General features: G+C 41.4%; 19 protein-coding genes and 1 tRNA gene. 7 read left to right on the top strand and 13 right to left on the bottom strand.

What is annotated here, in order from left to right; all coding sequences use genetic code 11:
* Positions 1–139: 139 nt before the first annotated feature.
* The 6 genes from OQX62_RS22385 to OQX62_RS22360 all read left to right on the top strand — a co-directional run bounded on the left by OQX62_RS22385 (position 140) and on the right by OQX62_RS22360 (position 7,057).
* Complete coding sequence (locus OQX62_RS22385; protein WP_265833893.1) at positions 140–586, top strand: hypothetical protein; 447 nt, start codon at positions 140–142, stop codon at positions 584–586.
* Between the two features lie 43 nt (positions 587–629).
* Positions 630–1,076: a hypothetical protein gene (locus OQX62_RS22380; protein WP_265833892.1), complete on the top strand. Its 447-nt coding sequence runs from the start codon at positions 630–632 to the stop codon at positions 1,074–1,076.
* Between the two features lie 330 nt (positions 1,077–1,406).
* Positions 1,407–3,893 carry a tetratricopeptide repeat protein gene (locus tag OQX62_RS22375; protein WP_265833891.1) on the top strand — a complete coding sequence of 829 codons (2,487 nt, stop codon included), beginning with the start codon at positions 1,407–1,409 and terminating at the stop codon, positions 3,891–3,893.
* 1 nt (position 3,894) lies between these two features.
* Complete coding sequence (locus OQX62_RS22370; protein ID WP_265833890.1) at positions 3,895–5,682, top strand: HSP90 family protein; 1,788 nt, start codon at positions 3,895–3,897, stop codon at positions 5,680–5,682.
* A gap of 5 nt (positions 5,683–5,687) precedes the next feature.
* Positions 5,688–6,764, top strand: a complete 1,077-nt coding sequence (locus OQX62_RS22365) for a hypothetical protein (RefSeq protein WP_265833889.1) — start codon at positions 5,688–5,690, stop codon at positions 6,762–6,764.
* A gap of 219 nt (positions 6,765–6,983) precedes the next feature.
* Positions 6,984–7,057: transfer RNA gene (locus OQX62_RS22360), tRNA-Ala, on the top strand.
* Between the two features lie 1,248 nt (positions 7,058–8,305).
* Here OQX62_RS22360 and OQX62_RS22355 read toward each other — a convergent pair.
* The 10 genes from OQX62_RS22355 to OQX62_RS22310 all read right to left on the bottom strand — a co-directional run bounded on the left by OQX62_RS22355 (position 8,306) and on the right by OQX62_RS22310 (position 19,118).
* Entirely contained in the window at positions 8,306–9,142 is an 837-nt protein-coding gene (locus OQX62_RS22355; protein WP_265833888.1) for an SDR family oxidoreductase, read from the bottom strand.
* A 35-nt stretch (positions 9,143–9,177) separates the two neighbouring features.
* Complete coding sequence (locus OQX62_RS22350) at positions 9,178–9,990, bottom strand: helix-turn-helix domain-containing protein (protein WP_265833887.1); 813 nt, start codon at positions 9,988–9,990, stop codon at positions 9,178–9,180.
* A 163-nt stretch (positions 9,991–10,153) separates the two neighbouring features.
* Positions 10,154–10,525, bottom strand: a complete 372-nt coding sequence (locus OQX62_RS22345) for a DoxX family protein (protein WP_265833886.1) — start codon at positions 10,523–10,525, stop codon at positions 10,154–10,156.
* Between the two features lie 4 nt (positions 10,526–10,529).
* Positions 10,530–11,288 (bottom strand): alpha/beta hydrolase, encoded by a 759-nt coding sequence (locus OQX62_RS22340; protein WP_265833885.1) that lies wholly within the window; start codon positions 11,286–11,288, stop codon positions 10,530–10,532.
* A 156-nt stretch (positions 11,289–11,444) separates the two neighbouring features.
* Complete coding sequence (locus OQX62_RS22335) at positions 11,445–11,609, bottom strand: hypothetical protein (protein ID WP_265833884.1); 165 nt, start codon at positions 11,607–11,609, stop codon at positions 11,445–11,447.
* A 66-nt stretch (positions 11,610–11,675) separates the two neighbouring features.
* Positions 11,676–12,731: an alpha/beta hydrolase gene (locus tag OQX62_RS22330; RefSeq protein WP_265833883.1), complete on the bottom strand. Its 1,056-nt coding sequence runs from the start codon at positions 12,729–12,731 to the stop codon at positions 11,676–11,678.
* A 137-nt stretch (positions 12,732–12,868) separates the two neighbouring features.
* Positions 12,869–13,270, bottom strand: a complete 402-nt coding sequence (locus tag OQX62_RS22325; RefSeq protein WP_265833882.1) for a deaminase — start codon at positions 13,268–13,270, stop codon at positions 12,869–12,871.
* A gap of 27 nt (positions 13,271–13,297) precedes the next feature.
* Positions 13,298–14,161 (bottom strand): helix-turn-helix domain-containing protein, encoded by an 864-nt coding sequence (locus OQX62_RS22320; protein ID WP_265833881.1) that lies wholly within the window; start codon positions 14,159–14,161, stop codon positions 13,298–13,300.
* Positions 14,162–14,289: 128 nt separating this feature from the next.
* On the bottom strand, positions 14,290–16,059 hold the full coding sequence (locus tag OQX62_RS22315) for a RagB/SusD family nutrient uptake outer membrane protein (RefSeq protein ID WP_265833880.1): 1,770 nt from the start codon (positions 16,057–16,059) through the stop codon (positions 14,290–14,292).
* Between the two features lie 2 nt (positions 16,060–16,061).
* Positions 16,062–19,118, bottom strand: a complete 3,057-nt coding sequence (locus tag OQX62_RS22310; RefSeq protein WP_265833879.1) for a SusC/RagA family TonB-linked outer membrane protein — start codon at positions 19,116–19,118, stop codon at positions 16,062–16,064.
* 607 nt (positions 19,119–19,725) lie between these two features.
* Between OQX62_RS22310 and OQX62_RS22305 the strand changes: the two genes are divergently transcribed.
* The gene (locus tag OQX62_RS22305) at positions 19,726–20,343 is read left to right on the top strand and encodes a hypothetical protein (RefSeq protein WP_265833878.1); all 618 of its coding nucleotides are present in this window, start codon (positions 19,726–19,728) and stop codon (positions 20,341–20,343) included.
* Positions 20,344–20,464: 121 nt separating this feature from the next.
* Here OQX62_RS22305 and OQX62_RS22300 read toward each other — a convergent pair whose 3' ends face one another.
* The 3 genes from OQX62_RS22300 to OQX62_RS22290 are packed head-to-tail and all read right to left on the bottom strand — an operon-like array spanning position 20,465 to position 24,184.
* Positions 20,465–21,589 carry a TlpA disulfide reductase family protein gene (locus tag OQX62_RS22300; RefSeq protein WP_265833877.1) on the bottom strand — a complete coding sequence of 375 codons (1,125 nt, stop codon included), beginning with the start codon at positions 21,587–21,589 and terminating at the stop codon, positions 20,465–20,467.
* Between the two features lies 1 nt (position 21,590).
* Positions 21,591–22,757 (bottom strand): redoxin domain-containing protein, encoded by a 1,167-nt coding sequence (locus OQX62_RS22295; RefSeq protein ID WP_265833876.1) that lies wholly within the window; start codon positions 22,755–22,757, stop codon positions 21,591–21,593.
* 11 nt (positions 22,758–22,768) lie between these two features.
* A complete protein-coding gene (locus OQX62_RS22290; protein WP_265833875.1) occupies positions 22,769–24,184 on the bottom strand; it encodes a RagB/SusD family nutrient uptake outer membrane protein in 1,416 nt (471 codons plus the stop codon).
* Positions 24,185–24,194: the final 10 nt, after the last annotated feature.

Raw genomic sequence — 24,194 nt, 5'->3', positions numbered from 1 at the left:
TTAATTTTTTTTAACTTTTTAGCACTTTATTAGCTAAGTTTGGCTTTAGTGCCATCCAGATAAATAGCTTAAAACTAAAACATACAAAGGCAATATCTCCAGATAGATTGCCAAACACTTGTCCTTAACTTAAGACGCCATGAAGATTCCGAAAATTATTGCTCTGTTGGTAATTGCACTATTTATTAATAGTAAGTCTCATGCACAGACGAAGAAAAGTGATCTGTTTATTCTGGCAGATACCATAGGTGTTGGTTCAGAAAATAAGTTTTTTGAAATGGGAAGCGAGGGACCAGGTCGGTATTTTACCTTTCTTTGCAAATGTATCCCCCCATACGATACTTATACTACTTTCGGATATATTACTGATAAAACTAAGGTTGTCGTTTCCAAGACCAAGCCAGGTTACAAATATGTTTCTTGGAAAGACCTATCAGAGATTCTGTATAGGGAAGGAAGAGAAGTTCCCAAAAAATACAATATTTTTATTACCGAGGCTTTGCCAGATAAGAGCTATAGAACAGATAATGTGAAACTAATGCTTAGTTCGCCTCCTGTTATAGATTTTACTATAATTAAACCTTAATCGTAACGATACAATATATCCGTCGTTATCTGATATAAATCCAATGAAAGCATATACATTGATAGTAGTATCATTCCTTTTTTTACTTATAGACAGTAATACAACTGCACAGACGAAGAAAAGTGATCTGTTTATTCTGGCAGATACCATAAACGTTGTTCCTGAGAATAAATTTCTTGAGATGGGTAGCGAAGGGCCTATGCATTATTTCACCTATCTATGTAAATGTATTTCACCATTTGACCGATATACTACTTTTACTTATAACATTAATAAAACCAAAGTAGTAAAATCTAAACATAAGCCTAATTTTAATTTTGTTTCCTGGAAAGAGTTGGCCGAAATCCTCTATAATGAAGGAAAAGGAATTCCGGACAAATACAACATTTTCATTACTGAAGTATTGCCAGATAAAAGCTACAGAACTGATAATGTTAGATTGGTGCTGGTACCACCCCCTATTATAGACTTTAGTATTGTCAAACCTTAACATTAATGTTTATCAATGGAAGCGATATTATCTGTTAGTCTATCTAGCTGTACTACTTGATAACTCGGGCAACAGCTATAAATATTAAACATCGCTTATTGTAACAGAACTTCAAGAGACTCCATATGCCACATTCAGGTGACTGTTTAAATTCTGCTTTTTCTCTATCTTTAACTTTGTTTAAACATTAAGCGGAAATACGAAACAGAATGCTGTGTTACGGAAAAATTACAGCTTCAAATATCTCCTTTTACAAAACAAACTACATGTTATCACGTTAATATTGTTATACCAAAGAAATAAAAATCTTCATTTTAAACGTAATAGCAAATGAGTCTTAAGCTTACTTACCCTGTCTTTGTAGACACTTTTAAACAGAGCGGAAATTCTATCGATCTGGAAATCAAAAACATATTAACAAAAGACCTGTCTGATAGTGAAACCTGGTTCAGAGGCCTGGCCTTACTGGATTTGGCTGCAGATCAGCTGCCGGCTAATCAGGTGGAAGTATACGACTTGTACAAGCAATTGGTTACCATCGGATTTGATGTAAAAGCAAGTGTTTATTTGATTGAGGAAGATTACGCATTTTACTTCCTTACTTTAATCCATGTACTGGAGAAACTCGCTGTTCATTTCCCGGTAATCAATACACAAATTGCTTTTCAATACAGAGATGCCAGAAGAGGATATAAAAGTTCAGCAAAAGTAAAAGCTTACCTGGATAAAGCAGAAGAACAAAACGTGCCGCTTGGCGTTGCCGTCAAAGCCTATTTTCTGTATTTCGGGATTGAGTATGATAAAGATGAAGTGCGCGCAGAACAATTACTGGATAGCGCAGACAATGTATGGACTAAGCTTTACCGCGGACTCATACTGCTCAATAAAGGTGAAAATGCTAACCTGCCTGCTTTGCTGCAGGAGTTAAAAGCAACAGCGGGGCCAGAAGAAATTAAAAGTGTACTGGTCTTCGAAGCAAATTACTTTGACGCCATAGAAGATCTGGAGGCAGCGAAAGCTGCTTATCAATTTGTATATGATACGCACCATTCAGACTATGCCCTTTTCCGTCTGGGTTCGATGAAACATGCAGCAGCACAAAATGAAGCAGAGAAACAGGAAGCTTTCGCCATGTGGAAGGAAGCATTTGAAAGAGGTACCATTGATGCTGCAAATTTTCTCGGATATAATCACTTACCGGAGACTGAAGAAGCGGGAGCTTATGACCAGGCTATTCACTGGTTTCAATTCGGTTATCTATATAATAATGCTTTTGCGTCTTACCGCCTGGCACTGATTTATCTTTTTGTACCTGCTTATGAAGACCACGAACTGGGAATGCATTATCTCGATGAAGCGGTGAGGAATAAATCGCTGCATGCACTGATTGAAAAAGCAGAACTGCAGCTGGAAGGTAATATCTACGAAAAGAATGAAGAGGAAGCTATTGCACTCTTTCAGCAGGCAGCAGCAGATGGTGCGGCCTATGCGCTTAACAAACTCGGAGACTTTTATGAAGCAGGCGTACTGGTGGCTACTGAACCAGATGTGCCTACTGCTTTAACTTATTTCCTTCGCGCTGCGGATTCACAGTTTCCCAGAGCTATAGATAGTGTTGGACGAATTTACCGATATGGATTGGCAGGTGAGCCGGATATAGAAAAAGCCGTTGATTACTATCAGAAAGGCGCAGCAATGAATTCTCCTTTCTCCATCACTGAACTGGCTTTTATGTATGAAGATGATACCTTAGAAAAAGATTATCAGAAAGCGTTCGACTTATTCAGCGCCGCTGCGGAACTGAATTATCCCTTCGCGATGCGTATGGCAGCTACTTATCTGGAAAATGGATATCATAATGAACAGCCAGATCCGGAAGCTGCATTTGAATTATACATTAAAGGAGCTGAACTGGGAGATACGAATGCCAATTATGAGGTCGGACGCTGCTACAGGTTTGGTATCGGCGTTGCCGAGAACCCGGATAAAGCACTGGAAAATTATACTATCGCGGCGGAAGCTGGTAATCCGAAAGCAATGGTAGAATTAGGTTTATGCTATGAATACGAATATGGCGTTGCCTTTGATGCTGATAAAGCATTTAATTATATGCAGCAGGCAGCAGAACTGAACTATTATTACGGACAATACAAACTTGGCGTGTACTACATGCATGGCTTAATCACGAGAGATACAGAGAAAGCCATCTACTGGCTGGAAAAAGCAGCTGAAGCAGGTTTTGCCCAGGCTAAAGTTGAGCTTGGAGATTATTACATGTATGATTATGATGAGCGCGACGAAGCAGAAAAAGCTTTTGCCTATTATCATGAAGCGCAGGAAGATGGCGTTGTACGGGAAGGTTTAGGACTGTGTTATGAATATGGCATAGGCGTGGAGGAGAATGCCGGGGAAGCATTTAAATTTTATGAGATGGCTGCCCATCAGGGTAGCGTAGCGGCGAAATACCATACCGGTCGCTCTTACCTTGAAGGAAATGGTGTAAAAGCGAACGATGAGCAGGCATTTAACTGGTTCCATGATGCTGCCCGGGAGGAACATGTGGCCGCGCAGTACTATACAGGCTCTATGCTGATGAAAGGCAAAGGAACTACGATGAACAAAGAAGAAGGACTTGAATGGCTGGTTAAAGCGGCCGAGGAAGACTATGCAACGGCGCAGTTTGAACTGGGTAATTGTTACCTGATGGAGGACGGGGTAGAGGAAAGTGAAGAAACAGCAATGCACTGGTTTGAAAGGGCTGCGGATAATGGACACGAGCAGGCAATGAAGTTGACAGGCAGAAAACAGGGCAAGTAAGATGGAAGATAATCAGCAATATCTTTTTCAGGTGAACCTGAAGGGGATGATCTCTCTTTTATCTGAACACCTGTATAGTGACCCGAATACCTTTGTAAGGGAACTTTTGCAGAACGGTACGGATGCAGTTACCGCTTTTAAAACGATCAATGAGGCACATGAAGGAGCTATCCAGGTTTACCTGCCGGATGCAGAAAATTCCAGCATGATCTTCGAGGATAATGGTATCGGCTTAAAAGAGGATGAAATACATCAGTTTCTGGCTGTGATTGGCGAAAGTTCCAAACGCAATGCTTTTGAAGCGAAAGATTATATCGGTAAGTTCGGCATCGGGCTTTTATCCTGTTTTGTGGTGAGCAATGAAATCATTGTGGAATCGCGTTCTGCTTTGAGCGATAAAGCTTTTCGCTGGACAGGTAAAGCAGATGGTACTTACCAGATTACTACACTTACAGAAGAGCGTCCAATAGGTTCTAAAGTGATTCTCTCGCCGAAAGAAGAGTACAAACATCTTTTTGATCCTGTAGTTTTCCGTAAAAACCTGATGCATTACGGTGAAGCATTGCCCATACCTATCTACCTGCACCATGCAGGCACAGCAGAGCAAATCAATGCTTCAGGCAGTATCTGGCTAAATCCATCCGCTACCAAAGCAGAGCTGCTGGAGTATGGCAGGAAAACTTTCAATACCAGTTTTCTGGATGTTTTTCCTATTCAAACTGAAGCAGGTAAAGTAAAGGGGGTGGCTTATATTCTTCCCTATAAAACACAGTTTACCAATATCCAGAAGCATAAAACTTATCTAAAAAGGATGTTCCTGAGCGAGAGTGACAGCAGACTGTTGCCCAAATGGGCATTTTTTATCCGTTGTGTGCTCAATACAGACGGTCTTGATGCAACTGCGTCCAGGGAATCTCTTGTGTACAACAGCGAGCTCAAACAGGCAAAAAAAGAAATCGGTGCTGCCATCAAAGATTACCTGAAATCGATCGGTATTATAGACAAGTCCATTTACCAGAAGCTGATCAATGTGCATTACCTGCATCTCAAAGCGATAGCCGCAGAAGACAATGAACTGCTCCAGGTTTTTATCAATGATCTTCCCTTTGAGACCAACAAAGGGATGCGCACTTTCAGGAATATTCGGGAACTGGAACCTGTCATTTATTATACGCCTAATATTGACGACTTTAAGCAGGTACAGCGTATTGCCGGTTCGCAGGGCATCCTCATTATCAATGCGGCTTATACTTTTGAAGAAGAAATCCTGACCAAGATACAGCGGCTGGATGCTACATTGAAGATCGAAAAGACTTCGCCTGGTAATCTCCTGAATACTTTTCATGCTGTAGATACCTCCGGTGATGAGACCTTAACTGCATTTGGCCTTCGCGTAGCAGCAGTTCTGCAACCACTGAACTGTACTTACAGCCTCAAAAGATTCAGTCCCGAAGATACCCCGGCTATTTATGTCGTATCACAAGAGGAAACCACCACGGGAGGCACACAGCAGGTCTCTTCCACCAATCCACTGGCAGCCACCTTAGGTGCGTTCGCGAAGAAAAAGAAAGCAGACTTACCGGTATTGTGTTTCAATGCAGATAATAAGCTCGTGAAAAGAATGGCAGAGATTACCGATCCTTTCGTATTTCCGTCTATTATACAGATTCTGTACGTGCAGGCATTGATGCTGGGCAAATACCCGGTAAACGACAAAGAAATGAATTTATTTAACGAAGCACTCCATAACCTGGTGATTACCGGGATGGAGAATTTTATCAATATATAATCCAGATGAGATATACTTTAGAAATACAAAAGCTGTTGAATAAAGCATCGCAGGAAGATTTACATCCAAAAGATGCTGTAAAACTACTGATACAAGCTATCCAGATTGCTGATGCCAACAATGATACAGAACTGGGCTACGAACTTCGGGAAGATCTGATGGAAAAAGAATGGGGACTGGCAGACAGAGGCGAATTTGTGAATGCTTTCAGCTGGATGGTCAATGCACATGATGCAGATCCTGAAAGTTATGATGCTGAAGATCTGCTCTGGAAGTATAAATGGATCATAGATGAGTTGTATGCCAACCCGGAAGTTCCTGCAGAACAAATAGAGAGTATATTGCAAGATTATAAACGCAGGGTTACTGAACAGGGTTACGGTCTGCGCTCTTACTATTCAAAATTACTGGCAGAAGCCCTGGATCAGAAAGAGCAGGAAAAAAGTAAAGCCAGTTTGGATCAGGTAAACGCTTTGCCCATTGATGCTTTGAGTGATTGCCGTGCCTGCGAAATGGATGCTGAAGTGACATACCTGCTCAATACGGGTGACTTTAACGCGGGATGGGAAAAAGCACAGCCTTTATTGGCGAAACAGTTTACCTGTGCCCATGTACCGGTAATCACGGTTTGTCATTTGTGTTACCATGCGATTAAAAATGGCGAGGTAGAAAAAGCAGCAGAGCTCTTTAATAAAGCAGAGGAAGAGTTACATGAGCGGGAGTATGATACTTCGCTGATCACCTCTATAGCTGCCCTGATCGTATACCTTTTTTATACAGATCAGGAAAAAGGATGGAACTATACGGAGAAATATCTTCCCTGGTCAATTTCCTGCAGTGTGAAAACGGAATACTTCTTTGCGATGTACATGGCAGAAGCACTTAAAAGGGCAGATCAGGAACAGGATATTACTATTGTTCTTCCCGCAGAACATCCACTTTATAGCAGTTCAGATACGTTAAAAGTGAAAGATCTTTATGCTTATTACTATGATTTAGCATCGGGTCATGCAAGAGATTTTGATGCGCGAAATGGAAATAAGAGCTATACCACACAAGTGGAAGAAGCTATAGTAGAATAGGGGTTGGCTTTGAATGAACCCATAATGAGGCCATAGACGACCCATAGCGGAGCCATAAGAAATCTACTAGTTGGATTCTTATGGTTCCGCTGTGGCTGAGCTAAGGCAGAACAATGTGTTCATTAATTTTTGTCTACAGTCAGTCACCAGGGATTCTCACTGCTTATATTTAAAATATAATTTGCATCACAGTCAAATTTAATTACTTTTGCCACCCACGGGGGATTAGCTCATTTGGCTAGAGCGCTTGCCTGGCAGGCAAGAGGTGACCGGTTCGAATCCGGTATTCTCCACTTTGTTTAAAGCCTTTCAATGTAAATTGGAAGGCTTTTGTGCTTTATAACGTTATTTGTTATTTCTTGCGCTGTACAGAGATCAGAATAATTCTTACTGTTGTACTAACAGTACCCGCCACGCTACCCTTAAGAACAGCGTACCAGGGCGTGTCTTTTGTTTTTACAGCTTTTTACCAATCATAATTGGGGTTTATGTATACTAAGAATGCATTGACCATTGATGAGCAAATTGATCAATCGAGTCAGATGGGATAGATTCTTGATGCAAGCTACACCACATTTTTTATCTCATATTACTTAATTTAGGTTAGCGGGGCTCTGGCGACAGTCCTGCAACTTGTACCATTTGATGTTTAAGGCTAATAAAGAATATCTTGATGATTTCTTCATTGCCATAGGCGTAGATTCGTATGTCCGGATCTCCAGGGACAATACTTATGAACAGGACGAACATGGCTATTTTATCAAACAGCCAAAGCCGGAGACATTTAATCATGATCGTACCAGACATGATCTTTACCGGTATTATAGATTCATAATCAGATGATTGTTTTTGTACTAGCCTAACAATTTCATAATATTTGTATTATGAATCAAAGAATTCAACATAAGATCGATGAGTAAAAAAAGATGGCCAGTAGTCATAAGGGGCATATTATATCTTCTGGTTCAGCTTCTAGTCGTCAAGATAGTTTAGCTACAGTGATCAGGTCTAAAAAAGATGCTGATGAATTTATGGCAGAGCTGGAAAGTGCTGTCGAAAGATCTAGATAGGCATTCCGGTGAGTGTATACTAATGTTTTGCACTGAAGTTTTACGGTCCGATCTCATGATCACCTGTAAGAGTTTTTCTTATATACCTTCCTTGGACATTTACTACAACATTTTCCATTTTTATGTTGTATATTTTGAATACTTCTTATTGAAATTTAAACAGACTAATGCTATTGATGCACAAAGAAAACCGAGGCAGAAGTTTATTGGTTCCTCGGGAATTTTGAAATCATTTAGAATGAAGTTTGAATCGATAGTCTAATGGGTTTGTATTAACAAGTCAGTCATAAGAATTTAATAAGTCCTTAACAGGTCTTTTGACCTGTCTACGACCTGTTAAGGACCTATCAAAGACCTGTTAATACACACCCGTCACACTATCAGTTATTTAGGTGCTGCATTAGAGAGTCGCCCAATATAAACGTAAAATGATCATAACAGAGTTTTACCATAATCTTATACAACTCATTATCATTTCCCAAACGCCTCCGGCATAAACTGACCACGCATTGCATCTATATAATCCTGATCAGAACTGCTGTTACGAAGGTTGATCATTGGCTGTAAATCAGGACCAATTACATATCTGAGCTGATGGGTGTCGTCAGTTGCTGCCTCAAATATGGTCTCTGCAACATCCTGTGGACTGGCTGTATCCATTGCGCCAAACGAAGAGAAAAGATCATTCATCTCCAGTTGGAATTTACTGTAATCTTCTAATTGGGGATCGAAAGCATAGTCTGCCTTCGCTCTATCATAAAAGGGTGTAGAGATATAGCCAGGTTCTATAATTTTAACTTTGATATGCTGGGATTCCAATTCATATGAAAGAGCTTCAGAAAATCCTTCTACCGCGAATTTTGATGCCGCATAGATACTCACCAAGGGTACTGTCACCCTTCCTGCACCAGAAGTGATGTTAATGATTGTTCCCGTTTTTCTTTTTCTAAAATGAGGCAGGATGGCCCTGGTGGTCTCCATGAGTCCGAATACGTTAACCTCAAATTGCTGTCTGATTTTTTCCGGAGTCACCGCTTCAAATATTCCCTGCTGACCATAACCTGCATTGTTGAGTAATACATCAATTTGTCCGAACCTGGCAATACCTGTTGTCATTGCATCCAGTACAGAACTGGTATCATTTACGTCTGCTTTAAGCAGCAATATATCGGGAGAGCCCGAAAGTTCTTTTTCATTTTCCGGACTTCGCATAGTTGCGATCACGTTCCAGCCCTGCTGAACGAAAAATAGGGACGTAGCTTTTCCGATACCGGAGGAAGCTCCGGTGATAAAGATTGTTTTTTTCATCTTGTTTTTAATTAATAGGTTATTTCCTGATGGGTTTAGTTTAGGGCTGATGGATTTATGCCAAAGTGCTGTTTAAATGAAGCAGAAAAGTGGGAGATTGTTTCAAAGCCTACTTCATGATAGACCTCGGATGGTCGCCGGTGATGCTCTTTGATTTGAAAGTAAGCTTCCTCTAAACGACGTTTATGTAACCACCGGCGCGGTGTACTACCAAAGGTCTTTGTGAAATCCCTTTTAAAACTTGCCAGACTCCGCCCGGACAGATAAGCCAGTTTGTTCGTCTCCACATTGAACCTGAAATGCTGGTGCATAAAAGCCTCAAGGTTAATTTTTCCGGGCTGTCCAAAATCAAAAAGTATATTTTTAAGCGCCGGGTCGATTTGCAGCAAGAGCATCAATGCTTCCCTAACCTTAAGTTCCATCAGCCCCTGCGGAAGTGCTGTGTCGAAGTAATAAAACAAGCTCTGAAAATAGTGTTGCATCAGCGTCAGCTCGCCGTTTAGCGGTATAACTGCGGCTGTTACCTTGGGAAGAAATCCCGGCGCAACAGGCTTGTCTGCGCTAAAGGCTTTGAGCATCGCAGTGTCAAACACAACAGTAATAGATTTAAAGTTTTGACCATTTGCTGGTGATTTTCTGAATTTCGCAAAGTGATTTTTCCGGAAAAAGATAAGTTCACCGGAACCATAGCTTTTACTGCTTGCAGCTTCGGCGACGGATAATTCCCCTGCTAAAATATAACATAAGCCATGCTCTTCATTCACCTGTCCGGAAATATATTCAGGTTTACTTTGCTGGCTATGTACTATTCCAGAGTGTTTACAACTAGATGCCTCTTCTTCTTCCATGATTGCTATGATAATGAAACAAAGGTCTGTAATATTTATTGACTTTGTTTTTCCAGAAAGCTCAATTTGCTTGCTACCGAAGCTCAAACTTGTAATTCTCCATGAACTAAAAAGGGCCGCATCTCGCGGCCCTTTCCATTGTCAGATCATTTTTAACCCTATACTATTTTCGGTAACTAATCCATATGAGTGCGGCAGAGCAGCAGAAAGCGACGATACCCATTATAAAAAAGCTATAATCACCACCCAGTGCAATCCCGAGCTTTGTAAGGTGAATCAGGATCACTCCCGACATCAGTATTACACCTAATACAGCGCCATATTTCATAGTGGGCGGGTATACAATGAGCAGCGCCGCAAATATCTCGGTAGCGCCGAGCAGCAATCTTCCGTAAGGTTCCAATCCGAGTCCTGTGAAAAGCTGTATTGCTCCGGGGCTGGAACTGAGTTTAACATAGGCATTATAAATCAGGATCAGTACTGTTGGGATGATCAGTATCCAGGTCATAATGAATTTAACATTCATATTTTTCATAAATTTAGTTGCTTTTAAAATTTGCAGCTTCTTCGATGATACGGAGCACTTCTTTAGGATGGGAAATCATGACTACATGGCTGGCCTCAATTTCTGTAGTTTTCGCTCCAGCTCTTTTGGCCATCATTCTTTCCAGATCCGGACTGATTGATTTATCGCTTTTGGCAACAATATACCAGCTGGCTTTATTTTTCCAGGCAGGTTCTCCACTTTTATCAGCAAATACCTGCTCAGCTGCCGGGGTCTGTGTAGCATAGATTACCTGCTGCTGTTTAGCCGATAAATCTTGAGCAAATACTGCTTTCACACCCTCCTGGCTAATGTAGACAAATCCTCCTGTTGGCTCGAAATAATTACTTAAGGTAATAGCTGGTCCTTTGGCAGACAGACTTGGTAATGTTTCTCCCAGGTCAGGTACCAGTGCAGCCACATAAACAAGTCCGGCAACCTTTGGGTCATTTCCGGCTTGGGTAATCACAAATCCACCCCAGGAATGGCCTACAAGAATTACTTTTCCTTTAGCCTGGCTAATGGCTCTTTTTGTTGCGGCAACATCGTCAGCTAGAGATGTGATTGGGTTCTGTACCGAGATCACCGGATAGCCTTTCGCCTGCAGATCCAAAATCTGACTGTTCCACGAAGAACCATCTGCCCAGATACCATGTACAAATATGATAGTTGGTTTTTCAGAATTCTGCGCGTATGTACCAGCTGTAGCCCATAGCATCAATAGCGACAGAGCTATAAATTTGATTGTTTTCATTTGATTTTAATTTAATTGTTGTTTTTTATTGTGTAGCAAAGGTGCCGATGATATTGATCGAAAGAAATGGATATTATTCCCATATGCTTGACGATTTTGCCCAAATAATGATTTTGAGCCTTAATTTAAAATTGCAATTCTTACAGATTTATTGTTTCAGCATCTTTTAATCTCTGGATACTGATTCCCTGCAGAGCGCCCGAACTTAGGCAGACCAAGAAAGGGTGCCATATTTTCTACGTTTTGTAGGGGGTCTATATAGAGGGTGGTTGAAGGGCTTTCCAGTAGCAGGCCTGCCCATGATAGTCTTGTAATTTTCATGACAATCTGGTTTTAAATTGAAAGCGTCAGCCTGGTTTGAATGGAGGAGGCTGGCGCTTATATTTTCTATTTCAGGTATTGTTTAAGTTGTGCAGAAGCCTGGATGAAGAGGTCTTTAGTCTGCTGGATTTCTGCCAGTGGGTTCAATAAACCAAAGTCATGAATCACTCCGTTATATCTTACGGTTGTTGCCTTTACTCCGGCTTCCAGTAATTTACGTCCATAAGCCTCACCCTCATCACGCAATACATCATTTTCAGCAACCTGAATCAGAGTTGGTGGCAGACCTTTAAGTTGTTCTACAGTGGCAAGCAGCGGAGAAACATGAATATCTTTTCTTTTCGAATGGTCAGGAACATACAAGTCATATAGCTGTTCCATAAAAGGAATAGTCAGGAAGCGGTCTGCACCAAATGCTTTGAAAGAATCAGTACTGAAATCGGTATCAACAGTCGGCCACATCAGGATAGCAGTTTTAATTTCCGGACCTTTACGTTCCTTAGCCATAATCGATACTACTGCTGCAATGTTGCCACCTGCACTATTACCGATCACTGCCAGCCTTTTGCCATCAACCCCAATTTCAGCACCATTTTTCGCTACCCATTTGGTTGCAGCATAGGATTCGTTGATCGCTTTAGGAAATGGAGCTTCCGGGGTACGGGTATAATTTACAAATACGCCCACTGCACCTGATCCGATTACCAGATCTCTGACCATTCTTCTGTGTGTAGGATAGTCTCCGAGTATCCAGCCACCGCCGTGAATAAAGATAAATACAGGAAGTACACCTTTGACTCCTTTTGGACGCATAATGTCGAGTTTGACAGTTTCCTCATCCAGAGTGATGGTTTTTTCCGATTCGCTTACTGCGGAATAGTCGAATTTTACACTGGCCTGGGCATCTTCCAATACTTTTCTTGCATTCGCGGTAGAGAGGGTTTCGATACCCGGACCACCGTGGATAGCTTTCAGGAAGGTTCTCACTTCAGGTGTTAAGTGCGGGTCTGTAGCATAGTCTGCTACCTGAGCATTTACAGTAGATACACCAGCTGTTGCTAAAAATAAACCAGCAACAAGAGCTTTTGCTGTACCGCTTATTATTCTGCTTTGAGTTTTCATTGTATTGTTTTTTATTTGTCCTAATTGACAATACAAAGTTGCGTAAGCGCAGGCTGGGTAAAAATGGATATCCTTCCCGAAGACTTGCCGATTTAAGCCGGAATGGATTATTTATGTAATTTCCTTTCGAGGAGTTATCATTTAATAATTTCAATCAATGGCGCTTTTGTCCATACGCTGATCTGATCTGTAGTCAGGATATTAAATGCCGGATTCGTTCCACCGAGTTCTCCGCATAATTTACTGAAAACTACTTTTGAAATCTGGTGATGGCGCACCACGTAGGAACAAAGAATACAGGGTTCCACATTAGAGTAAAGTATTGATCCTCTGCAATGGCCATATTTTTCGACCGCATCGAGGATAGCGACAACCTCAGCATGGCGGGTCACATCTTTCATCTGCCTGCTTTTTTCCGAACCCTCGCCAATAATCTTACCGTCAAGGACCACTACGCTTCCTACAGCAGATTCACCTGCTGCGGCGGCAATTGCTGCAAGTTGCTGGCAGCGCTCCAGATATCTGTTATGCTCAGTCATGATCCAATTTTGATTTTAAGGAAGGGTTTAGTGTGACTGAACTTCAGTGTTGTGGTGTTTCCTGAAATCTGAAGGATTCTGCCTGGTATGGTTCTTGAAAAAGCGGCTGAAATGTGCTGCGTCCTCAAAACCGAGTTCAAAAGCAACCTCTTTGGCAGATTTGTCACTATAACAGAAAAGTCTTTTCGCTTCACTGATGATACGTTCCTGAATAATTATTGAAGGAGATTTATACTTGTATTGCAAGAAGAGGTTAGATAGGGTTTTGGGCGACTTATGAAGCAAATCTGCATAGAACTTCACGCTATGATTTGTTTTATAATGATGGTATACCAATACATTGAATGCGCGGATCAGGTCGAATTTTTCATCTTCCGGATGCTGTAAATCGGTAACCTGGTTTTTAGCAAGTCTTGTAGTGATAATGATGAGGCGTTTCAGCAGCATCTGCAACATGTCGGTTTTGATATTGTCACTTGCCTCAAATTCTTCTATAAACATTTCCTGAAGGCTTTCCAGCTTGGGGCGATCGGTCTGCTCGAGGGGAATAAATAGATTGCCCGAAAATCCAAAGAACAAAAATCCCATGCAGCTGATGACCGGGTTGTTATCAATCAGGCAGTAGAAATCCCTGTTGTACTGCCATATGGTGATCGATTCGGGATGCTCAAAGCTAAAAACCTGATTCGAAACCAGGGGTATAAGGTTCCATGAAGGAAAGGTATAATTCTGCCCGTTCACTGTTATCGTTTGTGCTGGTCCGGTATTCAACGCAATAGAAAGCAGCTGTTCCTTTTCGGTGTTTTCCTTGAAACGGATTCCCAGCGTTTGCTCATCATATATAAAATATACTTTTCCGTTGGTCTTGGGGACAGTGTGCTCTAAATACATTGCTTCGGTCGATTAGGTACAATACACGTGAATTACCTGTAGCAGGTTTTACGGTATAAAAATACAAAGAACCCGCATCAAAAGATACGGGTTCATCATTTATACTATAAATTTAAATCAATCCGCTATTAGTAACCCATATTCTGGGTAATCGCCTTAGCTACATCAATTGTAGTCTGAGGGATAGGGAAAATCCTTCTGAACGGCTGTGATGCCGGTTTAGCAGATAGGGGCGAAGCCAGGTCAAACTTACCGAAACGGATCATCTGAGGTCTTCTCCACATTTCCCAGTACATCTCGAAACCAATTTCTTTGTACAGAATAGCAGCATTGATTGTAGTCAGTGCCACGCCAGGTGCATTACCATAAAGTGCCTCACGGGTTCTGCTGGTACGCAGCGTATTCACATCAGCAAGTGCTGCACTGGTATTACCAGATCGCAGGTAAGCTTCAGCTCTCATGGTATAAATACCACCTAAACGGAATAAAGGAATATCTACATTGCTTGTTCCATTACCTTCTTCCGGGTCGAATTCGAATTTGAAACAACGTGCCCCACGGTTAATCTGATTTTGTGCAAGTACCGCCTGTGAAGGATTATCGAAATTCAATAACGGTGTAAAGTCCATCGGCGTAGAGGTGCTTTTTTCGCAAACGAGCTTGGATACTTTAATCCTGTTACCCACCATTTCCAGGGGACCTGCTGTAGTTAATACAGGGCCGTATTGCTGACCAACCTGGATACCCATGTTAAAGTGAAACCATGGATAAGCAGTTCCTGTAACAAGACTTGTAGCTGGTACACTTACATCCGTTCCATCATTCATAAACCAGGTGCCATCGGCATATTGATAATGTCTCTGGAACCTCGGGTCGTCATGATTACCATCCCAGCTGTTATAAAATTCCGGAGTTATACAAGCAGCATTGGTACCCCTGTTTGCCTGTGATGCTCTCTGGTTACGCTCCATGGATACATACGCAAGGTCATTATCGCCATTGCGGAGGTAATCTATTTTTTGAACTACAACAAAGATCAGCTCCGAACCACCAGAATTTTTGATGGAAAAGTTATTGAAGTAATTGCTTTCCAGTTTAAACCGGGCATTATTGATCAGTAAAGAGGTATAGGCAATTACCTTATCCATGTCAGTACCATTTCCGCCAACTGCACCTTCTGTAAAGTTAAAGCTTGAAGAGGCATTGTAACGGTCCTTGAAAACTGCGCGGTTCAGATACATCTGTGCTAGTAGCGCATAGGCTGCTTCTTTTGTAAATCTGCCATTATGTGTAGATTGTGTACCGAGCGCAGCAAGATCCGGGATCAGTCCTTCTACTGTAGTAATCAGGCCGTCAATGGCAGCACCTGCTTGTAAAATCTCCAGCGGTGCGCTGTTATCAGCCGGGTTACGGTAGGGGGCCTGACCAAATAGATCAAGCGTAGTATAAGTGTAAAAGGCTAGTAATCCTTTTGCTTCTGCTAATAATAGGTTTTTTTGCGCAACGCTGCTGGCACTGATCGTTTTTACAGCTGTCAGTGATCTGGTGACCCCATTGGTTAACATATCCCAGTTGCTCACAATCACCGCATTATCCGGAGCCCAGGTAAACTCATGCATGGCACGCCATTTTCCGCCATCACCCCAGTCGCTACCTCTTGTAGGCAGTATGGCAATATCACTGGTGTATTCCTGCATAGCCAGCATGCCCCCGTTGTCTACAAAAGTACCGTCTCCCAAACGATCATAAGCTGCTGCCAGCGCACCTTCAGGGCTGGCCGTATTTTCGCCTACCACCTGATCCAATACCACCTCATTTAATTTAGTACAGCTGGTAATGGTTAGAAAAGTAAATAAAAACAGGACGTTTCTTACTTTATATATTTTGTTCGTTTTCATTATTATAATTTTAAAATTGCGCCAAAAATGAATGTTTTTGCAGATGGGTAACTTGCGTAGTCAATACCTAAAGACTGGTTACCATCGTTAGATTTAGGACTGTTAATCAATGGATCGTATCCTGTGTAGTTAGTTATGGTTACCAGATTCTGACCTGATACATAAAGATTTAAGTTCTGCAGCCATTTTAAACTTGGTAGTTTAAAGTTATAACCAATACGTGCAGTGTTTAATCTAAGGAAGTCCGACTTTTCTAAGAATAGGGTAGACAATATAGGTGAGTTGGAAGGATTAGCTCCTGATTCATAATAACCTGTTGCTACGTTCCTGTCGGAGGCAAGATTGTTAATATTCAATGAGTTCAGACCAGTATTGTTCAGCAGGTATCCGCCGCTCTGCCCGATAATCGAGAAAGAGAAATCAAATGCTTTATAGCTCATCTGACTGTTTAGACCAGCGGTGAACTTTGGGATCGCACCCTGAAAGATCTGGCGATCTTTATTGTCAATTACGCCATCATTATTGAAGTCTTTAAACTTGTTGGCACCTTTTTCATCAAAACCAATATGCTCTAACAAGTAAAATGAACCTGCAGCATATCCGTTTTTATAGATATTCGCTAATACGCCTGACTGTCCGGGGCCCGATATCGTACCAGACAGAATTTCTGAAACGGGAAGACCTTTAATGACGTTTTTCAGGGTAGCACCATTTACATCGGCCGACCATTTGAAGTCACCTTTGTCCATGATTGTAGTACCTATCATAAACTCAAGACCTTTGTTGATAATCTTACCGCTAACATTTGCCCACACAAATGATGTTGGGTCTAATGGTTGTGAAGGGATACGTAAAAGTGCATCGGTAGTGGTTTTATTGAAATAATCTAATGTACCATATACTTTTCCCTTTAGTAACGCAAAGTCTAAACCTACGTTATATTGCGTAACTACTTCCCATTTCAAATTGGGATTTGCTGTTCTGTTTACAGAGACTCCGTTGACGAGGTTTAAATTGTCATACAGGTAATAACCGTCTGCTGGTGAAAGCGAATAACTGGATTTGGTCAATTTGTTCTCTACTTCCTGGTTCCCGGTTTCACCCCAGCTTGCCCTCAGTTTCAGTTCGCTGATAGCGGGTATTTTCTGTAAGAAGTCTTCCTGTGCAATGTTCCATCCTAAAGCGAATGACGGGAAGTAACCATATTTATTGTTGGTGCCAAATCTTGTTGAACCATCAGCACGTAATGATGCGGTTAACAGGTATTTGTTATCGAATGAGTAGTTTACTCTACCAAAATAAGATTGTAATTCGTTGATCTGCGCAAATCCGCTGACGCCACTCTGGGTGCCTGAGAATGCAGGGTTATTTTCCGGGGCTATGCCGTTTTCCCTATTGATCCCGTCAATACTGAAGCTGTTACCACCTCTTTCAAATTTCTGATAGGAGAAACCACCCAACACTTCAACCTTGTGTTTATCCTGTAACAAGTTATACGTCAGGTAATGCTCTAATATAGTACTTTTCGAATCCAGGTTAAACTGAACGTATTTACCGTTCGGGTTCAGGTCGGTCAGGTTTTTATAGATCGTTGTATTTCTTTCGGCCACAGAACGGTCAATACCCAGGTTCATTTTATATTCTAAACCTTTAAAAATTCTGAAGGATATATCCGTATTTGCCAGAATTCTTGTAGTACGGGTTTTATCACTATAAATGCTCTGCAAATAGGCAGGGTTGTAGTGGGCATTCATTTTGAAATTGGTATAATTACCATTTTCATCAAATACGTTTCTGGTGGGGTTAGCCATCAGGGTATGCACAATCAGCTGACCATTTGAGCCACCATCATCGCTGGTAGGTACACCGTCATCTTTTGTTTCGCTGGCTGTCAGGTTAATGCCAATTTTCAAACGCTGATCGTCAAGGAATGATTCTGTACCATTCACTCTTGCAGTGGTTCTTCTGAAGTTACTGTTTTTGATGATACCTTCCTGATCCATCTGGGATGCAGAAGCATAGTAGTTACCTGTATTGGTTTGTTTAGAGAAAGAGAAGGCATTGTTTCTGGTCATCGCTTTTCTGTAAATCACGTCCTGCCAGTCTGTATTTCCACCATGGTCAAAAGCCGGATCTTTAATCGCTTTTCTATATTCGTCTGCGGATAATAAATCCAGTTTATGTGCTACTGTGGATAGTCCGATATAGGAATCTGCCGTGAATGATGCATCTCCTTTTTTTCCTTTTTTAGTGGTCACGATCACTACCCCGTTAGATCCGCGTGAGCCATATATAGCAGCAGCAGAAGCATCCTTCAGTATGGTCATCGATTCAATATCACTTGTATTCAGGAAGTTCAATGGGTTTTTTGCTCTCGCATTACCGAAGCCTACGTTCTGTCCTGCCGGACTCACATCATCGTTCGTCAGCGGCACCCCGTCAACAACAAATAAAGGGGTACTTCCACTTCTGATGGAACCTACACCCCTGATGGATACGTCAACACCGCCGCCCGGCTCACCGCTTGCACCTACAACTCTTACACCGGCAACCTTACCTTGCAGCAGGTTATCTGCTGAAACGCCAACGCCCTGTCTGAAATTTGAGGCTTCAAGTTGCGTTACTGAACCTGTAATGTCTTTTTTAGCTTGTTTACCGTAACCCACTACCATTACCTCACCAAGGCTGTTATCTTCAGCTTCCATAGTGATGGTAAGTACTGTGTTATCTGCGATGACAGTTTTTCTTTTATAACCTATAAAAGAGATTTCCAGTTTACTGCCTTTAGCCACGGTGATTTTAAATTCACCTTTATTATCGGTCATGGCTATGTTTGCCGTACCAGCTTCTTTAACAGATGCACCTGGTAACGGAAGGCCAGCCTCATCAAGGATCTTACCTCTTATTGTTTGTTGCTGAAAGGAAGCAGCATATAATTTAGAATCCAGTTTTAGATTCCCCTTTGGTCTTGTTATAGCCTGCCCGGTTTGCACGGCCAGAAATAGCATGGTTAATACACAGCTATTTTTGAGATTGAAAAAAGTAGATTTATTATACATAAATGTTGGTTGAATAAATAATTTTGAGCGATTGCTTTGTTAAGCTAAATTGATTTAATAGATGTCGTGACTTTTTCTTTTATGCATAGAGGTTAATTAGTGGTGAGTGGAGGTGTTAAAATTTTATGCGAAGAAACAGCTTGTAAGTTGATTGGATTTTAACGTAACATTATGGTTAGGTTAAATTATTTTGGGAGGGTGGTTGTATAATTTAACGTTGGATTAGTGGTGGTATGACTAACCTGATATATGTATCTTTTGGTGTGAATGCTATGATATCACTGGATGAATTCTATTCTTTACCCCTGAAGTAAAGCGTCCGCCTGATATGACAAGATTGGTCTAAGATCGGGGCTTAGGATCTTTTTTATTTTATGAAAGTATTTCAGGTTTCTCGTAATGACTTAATTAAATTAACACCTTGTTAATCTTTCCCTGTAAAAACTACCACTTAACCAGACGAGAAGGGTAACAAAAAGAGCTAATGGTTTTGTATAACAAGTACAAAACTGTTAGTTCTTGCATAAATATTTTCTTTATAAAACATGTGGGAGCTTTATTCGTTTCTACTGTATCTATTTAATTTAGCTGTTAAAATTCTATATCAATGAAATCTCTTCCCTTAGCGCTTGGCCTGATGTTTACGATTGGCTCCATCTCTCCATTATTTGCAAATGATATCACTTCGCCTTCAACTATTCAAACCGAAGAAGTGCCGGTGCCGGCTGGACTAAAGAAATTTGTGCCTAAAGGGTATCAGGCGCTGAATATGACGAAGGGTGATTTGAATCTGGATGCTTATCCGGATGTGATCATGGTGCTCAAAAAGATAGGTGAAGAAGAAACGACTGATGATAGTGAGCATCCGGAAAAAAGGCCGCTGCTCATTTTAATTGGTCAGCCTGATAAAAGTTATAAACTTGCCGCAAGGAGTGAAAACACAGTGTATTGCTATAAGTGCGGCGGTATAATGGGCGATCCTTTCAGTGGCATCACCATAAAAAAGGGCTACTTCACAATAGAACATTTTGGGGGCAGCGCATGGCGGTGGACCAGGTTTGTTACCTATAAATATTCAGCAGCAGATAAAAACTGGTACCTGCATAAAGACGGACATGAAAGTTATCATGCCACTGAGCCTGATAAAGGAAAGACCACCACTTACACAGTAAAAGATTTTGGTAAAGTGCCTTTCACGCAGTTCGATATATACAAAGAAAAATAAGGAAATGGAAACAGTTCAATAGCAAAAGGCATCATTACGATGCCTTTTGCTATTGAACTGAAATTTTTCTACAGGTGTTGATTATCGTAAATTACCCCGGATCAGATCATCCGGAGATCAATTATTTAAATAAGCCTGCTAAAGTTTTATTCAATTCTTCTCCTCTCAGATCTTTACCAACTACCTTACCTTCCGGATCGAGCAGGAAACTTGCGGGTACGGACTTCACTCCGTATGCTGTTGCTGCGGTATTTGACCAGCCTTGTAATTCTGATACATGCGTCCAGCTTAAGCCATCTGCTGCGATTGCTTTTAACCAGGCATCTTTTTTTGAATCGAGAGATATACCCAGAATCTCAAATCCCTTATCATGGTATTTTTTATAAGCAGCAACCACATTGGGATTTTCTTTTCTGCAGGGGCCGCACCAGCTTGCCCAGAAATCAATGAGTACATATTTGCCTTTAAAATCAGATAGCTTTACGATTTTGCCGTCTTTATCTGCCATTGATATTGCGGGAGCAATTTTTCCTTTAGCCGTTTTTGCATCAGTTTGCAAAGCTGCGGTGATCTGGCTGCCAATCGCTGATTGTTGATTCTCTTTTGTTAACAAAGCAAAGAGATCAGTTGCCACAGGGAAATTGGGATAACCTATAAAACGTTCATATATAATCGCTGCCGATCCTGCAGAAGCAGGATGTTGAATCACATATGCTTTTACAGCGGCAATATTGAGGGTATCCAGGGTTCTAAATTCCCTGTCAAATCCTGCACGGGTTATTGAATCTATTTTTCCTGATTTCCCTGCCTTGTCCAGACGACCGTAAATGTCACCTGCTTTCGCAGTAATTCCTTTCCAGGGGCCTTCATAAAAACCTTTATATACATCCTGAGCAGCAGAACCTTTGATTTCTGGTCTGGCCAAGCTGTCTGCCGACTGGGTAATAGTAATAGCCGAATTTTCCAGGATAAACTGGATCGGATATTTCAGATTTTTATTGCTTAAACTATAAAAGTCGGGTTGTTTTACTGATCCCTTAAATGTAAAAGTGCCATTAACAACGCTGGCAGAATCTATAATAACGGGTTTGCCTTCCAGCTCATGACCAAGATAAATCTTGCCTTTAGCACTGGCAAGGTTACCTTTCAGTACATACTTGCCATTTTGGGCAAGTGATTGTCCACCACAAAATACCAGTGCGGCAACCGGAACAATGGCTAGTGTTTTTCTTATTATATTATACATATTAAATGGCTTTTAGTTTGGTGATTACTTCTTCCAGACCCATATTTTCCAGTACAACATTCCCATTTTCATCTAATAAAAACATAGCAGGGATAGCCTGTATTTTCCATGCATTAGCAGTAGCTCCTTTATCCAGGAAACTTGGCCATGGCAGTTTTTCTTCACCTTGTGCCTTTAGCCAGTCGCCCTCTTTTTTGTCAATAGAAATACTAACGATCTGGAAACCTTTATCCTTAAATTCTTCATAAGCTTTTTTCAGGTTAGGAATAGATTTACGGCAGGGTACACACCACGATGCCCAGAAATCTACCAGCACATATTTATGCCCCTTTGTTAAAACGGCCAGTTGTGGAGATACCCCCGTTTCATCTTTTAAGTCAATTGCCGGTGCTGGTGTTCCTTTAAAACCTTTAGGGTTAATCAGTTCGCCCATGATTTTACCGTAGTAGCTATTCTTTGCCTGAGGCGACAGAGACGCGTACATGCTTTTATTCTCCGGAGTAAAATAACTGAATAAGTCGAGCGCCAGTAGCGGACCCCAAAAAGTATCCTTATTATCGCTGATAATTTTATACATTTTTTCGTCAGCAAGTCTGAAAAATTCTTTATCGTCGGCCTCCAGTTTTTTCCATGGTGCTGATTGCATAATTGAATTTGCCAGTACTGTATCCTTGTTGGCATATGCTTCGTTTCTTTTTGCCACAACCGCTTTATTTGCTTCCTCATTAGCCAGGTACAGTGTATTTAACTCTGCTTTCGGCATTACTTTTTTTAGGTACAATACATGCGCATTACTTCCCTTTATCACAACGTTGGTAAAATCATAGTATTTACTTTCTCCATTGCCGGATAATTGAGCCGTTGCTGTCAGGGTGATTTTTGCACTTTGCACCATGATGGATGTACCACCGGGAATACCTGCTGTCCGCAGGTAAAACAGACGGGGTTCAGCACCAATCGTACCTTTGATTACAAACTTTCCTTTGTTTACAGTAGCTTTCGCTACAGGCTTTTCATCGGCATGAGTAGCTCCCGGAACTAAGTTGATCTGGGTGCCATCGGGTAGTCCCTTAATAGTACCGGTAATAGTAAATGGTGCGGGTGCAGCGCTTAGCGTTCCTGTAAATACTATAAGTAGTATCAGGAGCAGTATGCTTTTCAATTTCATATTTTAAGATTTTATTTATCTACATTTTGTTTAATCGTTCCATTACCTGGATTTTTCGATGCGCCCATAGGGAAAGGCATGGTCCATAGATGAGAATTTGGCGAAAGCGTCAGCGCCTGCCCGTTTTCTGTTTTAGTTAGTGGAGTGGCGTAATTGGGATCTTTATTTAACCGGCGCGCATCGGCAAAAGGAACAATGCTCATGATCAGTTCATTACCTTTAGTTCGCTGAATCAATTTTACAGCGTCAATTGTTGACGCTGCACTGAGAGGAGTATAGTTTGCAGCGAAAATACGTTTAGCACGCACGGTGTTTAAAGTAGTCATTGCACCGGGAACATCGTTCAGACGTGCCTGGCATTCTGCTTTAATCAGGTATACTTCAGTGGTTGTCAGGCCCCCTACATTAAAGTAACCGGTCGTGATGCTGGTAAAATAGGTGTCTGCACCTACTGTTCTCAACTTCCAGCGGGATGCAAATTTGGCATCGCCCTGTTCAAAACGCGGAGCACGATCAGTGCGGATGGCGGACTCGCGACCGGGGCTGCTGGTCGTCCCATGACGGAAATAATAATTTTCAACGTAGTTGAAACCCATTGGAGTAGGTGCGTTAGTATAAATTCCGGGAGCCTCAATTTGTGTCTTGTAAGTCGCATAAAAAGCTGGCCAGTCGAACAGTTTATCATTATACTTCAAAGCCTCATTGGCAGCAGCCAAAGCTTCTGAATATCTTCCCATCTGGAGCAGTACACGTGCTTTTAAAGCATTTGCCGAGCCAAGGTTAGGATGTAAGACCGTAGCACTGGTAGCACCTAAAGCAGGAATAGCCTCATCAATATCCTTTAAGATGAAGTCGTACAATTCTTTGATGCTAACCTGGGTATATGGGGCACCGATATCGGCACTGAGAATCAGGGGAACGGATAATTTAGTTGCTGCATTGGCTTCTTCGTAAGTATCTGCATAATAATTTACCAGCATGTCATAGTCCAAAGCTCTTAACACTTTTGCCTGTCCAATCAACTCTGCTTTCTGCGCCGGAGTTCCTTCTGTGGTTTCATTTGCATGTTCAATAATCAGATTGCTCGTATTGATGCCGGAATAGTTAGCATAATAAGTGGTTTCATCACTATTATTTAAGGCAATTCTGTTTGCAGTTTCGTCCCAATTATAGTTGGCTTTATCCAGCGGGTAATAATTCAGGTTGGCAACTGTTTCAAATTTATCATTTAGCAAAAGTACAGCCTGGGTAATTACTGCGCGGTGATTGCCATATTCGTCGCGTATCAGTGCTTCGTAATCTGCCAGTGTGGTTGGTATTTGTCCGTCTCCTACAGGAAGGATGTCTATGAATTTTTTGCAGCTGCTGAAGCTCATTAATACAGCCAGTGCTGATATTTTTATGGTGTTTGAAAATATGTTCTTCATCACGTATATT

The organism is Pedobacter sp. MR2016-24 (assembly GCF_026239655.1).
GTDB lineage: Bacteria > Bacteroidota > Bacteroidia > Sphingobacteriales > Sphingobacteriaceae > Pedobacter.
Note: the sequence above shows the minus strand (reverse complement) of the source record. Positions and strands in the feature narration are given on the sequence as shown.

Coding starts and splice junctions, on each gene's coding strand:
- OQX62_RS22375 (WP_265833891.1), top strand. CDS start 1,407: ATGAGTCTTAAGCTTACTTACCCTGTCTTTGTAGACACTTTTAAACAG.
- OQX62_RS22320 (WP_265833881.1), bottom strand. CDS start 14,161: ATGTATTTAGAGCACACTGTCCCCAAGACCAACGGAAAAGTATATTTT.
- OQX62_RS22350 (WP_265833887.1), bottom strand. CDS start 9,990: ATGGAAGAAGAAGAGGCATCTAGTTGTAAACACTCTGGAATAGTACAT.
- OQX62_RS22340 (WP_265833885.1), bottom strand. CDS start 11,288: ATGAAAACAATCAAATTTATAGCTCTGTCGCTATTGATGCTATGGGCT.
- OQX62_RS22335 (WP_265833884.1), bottom strand. CDS start 11,609: ATGAAAATTACAAGACTATCATGGGCAGGCCTGCTACTGGAAAGCCCT.
- OQX62_RS22325 (WP_265833882.1), bottom strand. CDS start 13,270: ATGACTGAGCATAACAGATATCTGGAGCGCTGCCAGCAACTTGCAGCA.
- OQX62_RS22305 (WP_265833878.1), top strand. CDS start 19,726: ATGAAATCTCTTCCCTTAGCGCTTGGCCTGATGTTTACGATTGGCTCC.
- OQX62_RS22380 (WP_265833892.1), top strand. CDS start 630: ATGAAAGCATATACATTGATAGTAGTATCATTCCTTTTTTTACTTATA.
- OQX62_RS22370 (WP_265833890.1), top strand. CDS start 3,895: ATGGAAGATAATCAGCAATATCTTTTTCAGGTGAACCTGAAGGGGATG.
- OQX62_RS22345 (WP_265833886.1), bottom strand. CDS start 10,525: ATGAAAAATATGAATGTTAAATTCATTATGACCTGGATACTGATCATC.
- OQX62_RS22300 (WP_265833877.1), bottom strand. CDS start 21,589: ATGTATAATATAATAAGAAAAACACTAGCCATTGTTCCGGTTGCCGCA.
- OQX62_RS22290 (WP_265833875.1), bottom strand. CDS start 24,184: ATGAAGAACATATTTTCAAACACCATAAAAATATCAGCACTGGCTGTA.
- OQX62_RS22315 (WP_265833880.1), bottom strand. CDS start 16,059: ATGAAAACGAACAAAATATATAAAGTAAGAAACGTCCTGTTTTTATTT.
- OQX62_RS22295 (WP_265833876.1), bottom strand. CDS start 22,757: ATGAAATTGAAAAGCATACTGCTCCTGATACTACTTATAGTATTTACA.
- OQX62_RS22365 (WP_265833889.1), top strand. CDS start 5,688: ATGAGATATACTTTAGAAATACAAAAGCTGTTGAATAAAGCATCGCAG.
- OQX62_RS22355 (WP_265833888.1), bottom strand. CDS start 9,142: ATGAAAAAAACAATCTTTATCACCGGAGCTTCCTCCGGTATCGGAAAA.
- OQX62_RS22330 (WP_265833883.1), bottom strand. CDS start 12,731: ATGAAAACTCAAAGCAGAATAATAAGCGGTACAGCAAAAGCTCTTGTT.
- OQX62_RS22310 (WP_265833879.1), bottom strand. CDS start 19,118: ATGTATAATAAATCTACTTTTTTCAATCTCAAAAATAGCTGTGTATTA.
- OQX62_RS22385 (WP_265833893.1), top strand. CDS start 140: ATGAAGATTCCGAAAATTATTGCTCTGTTGGTAATTGCACTATTTATT.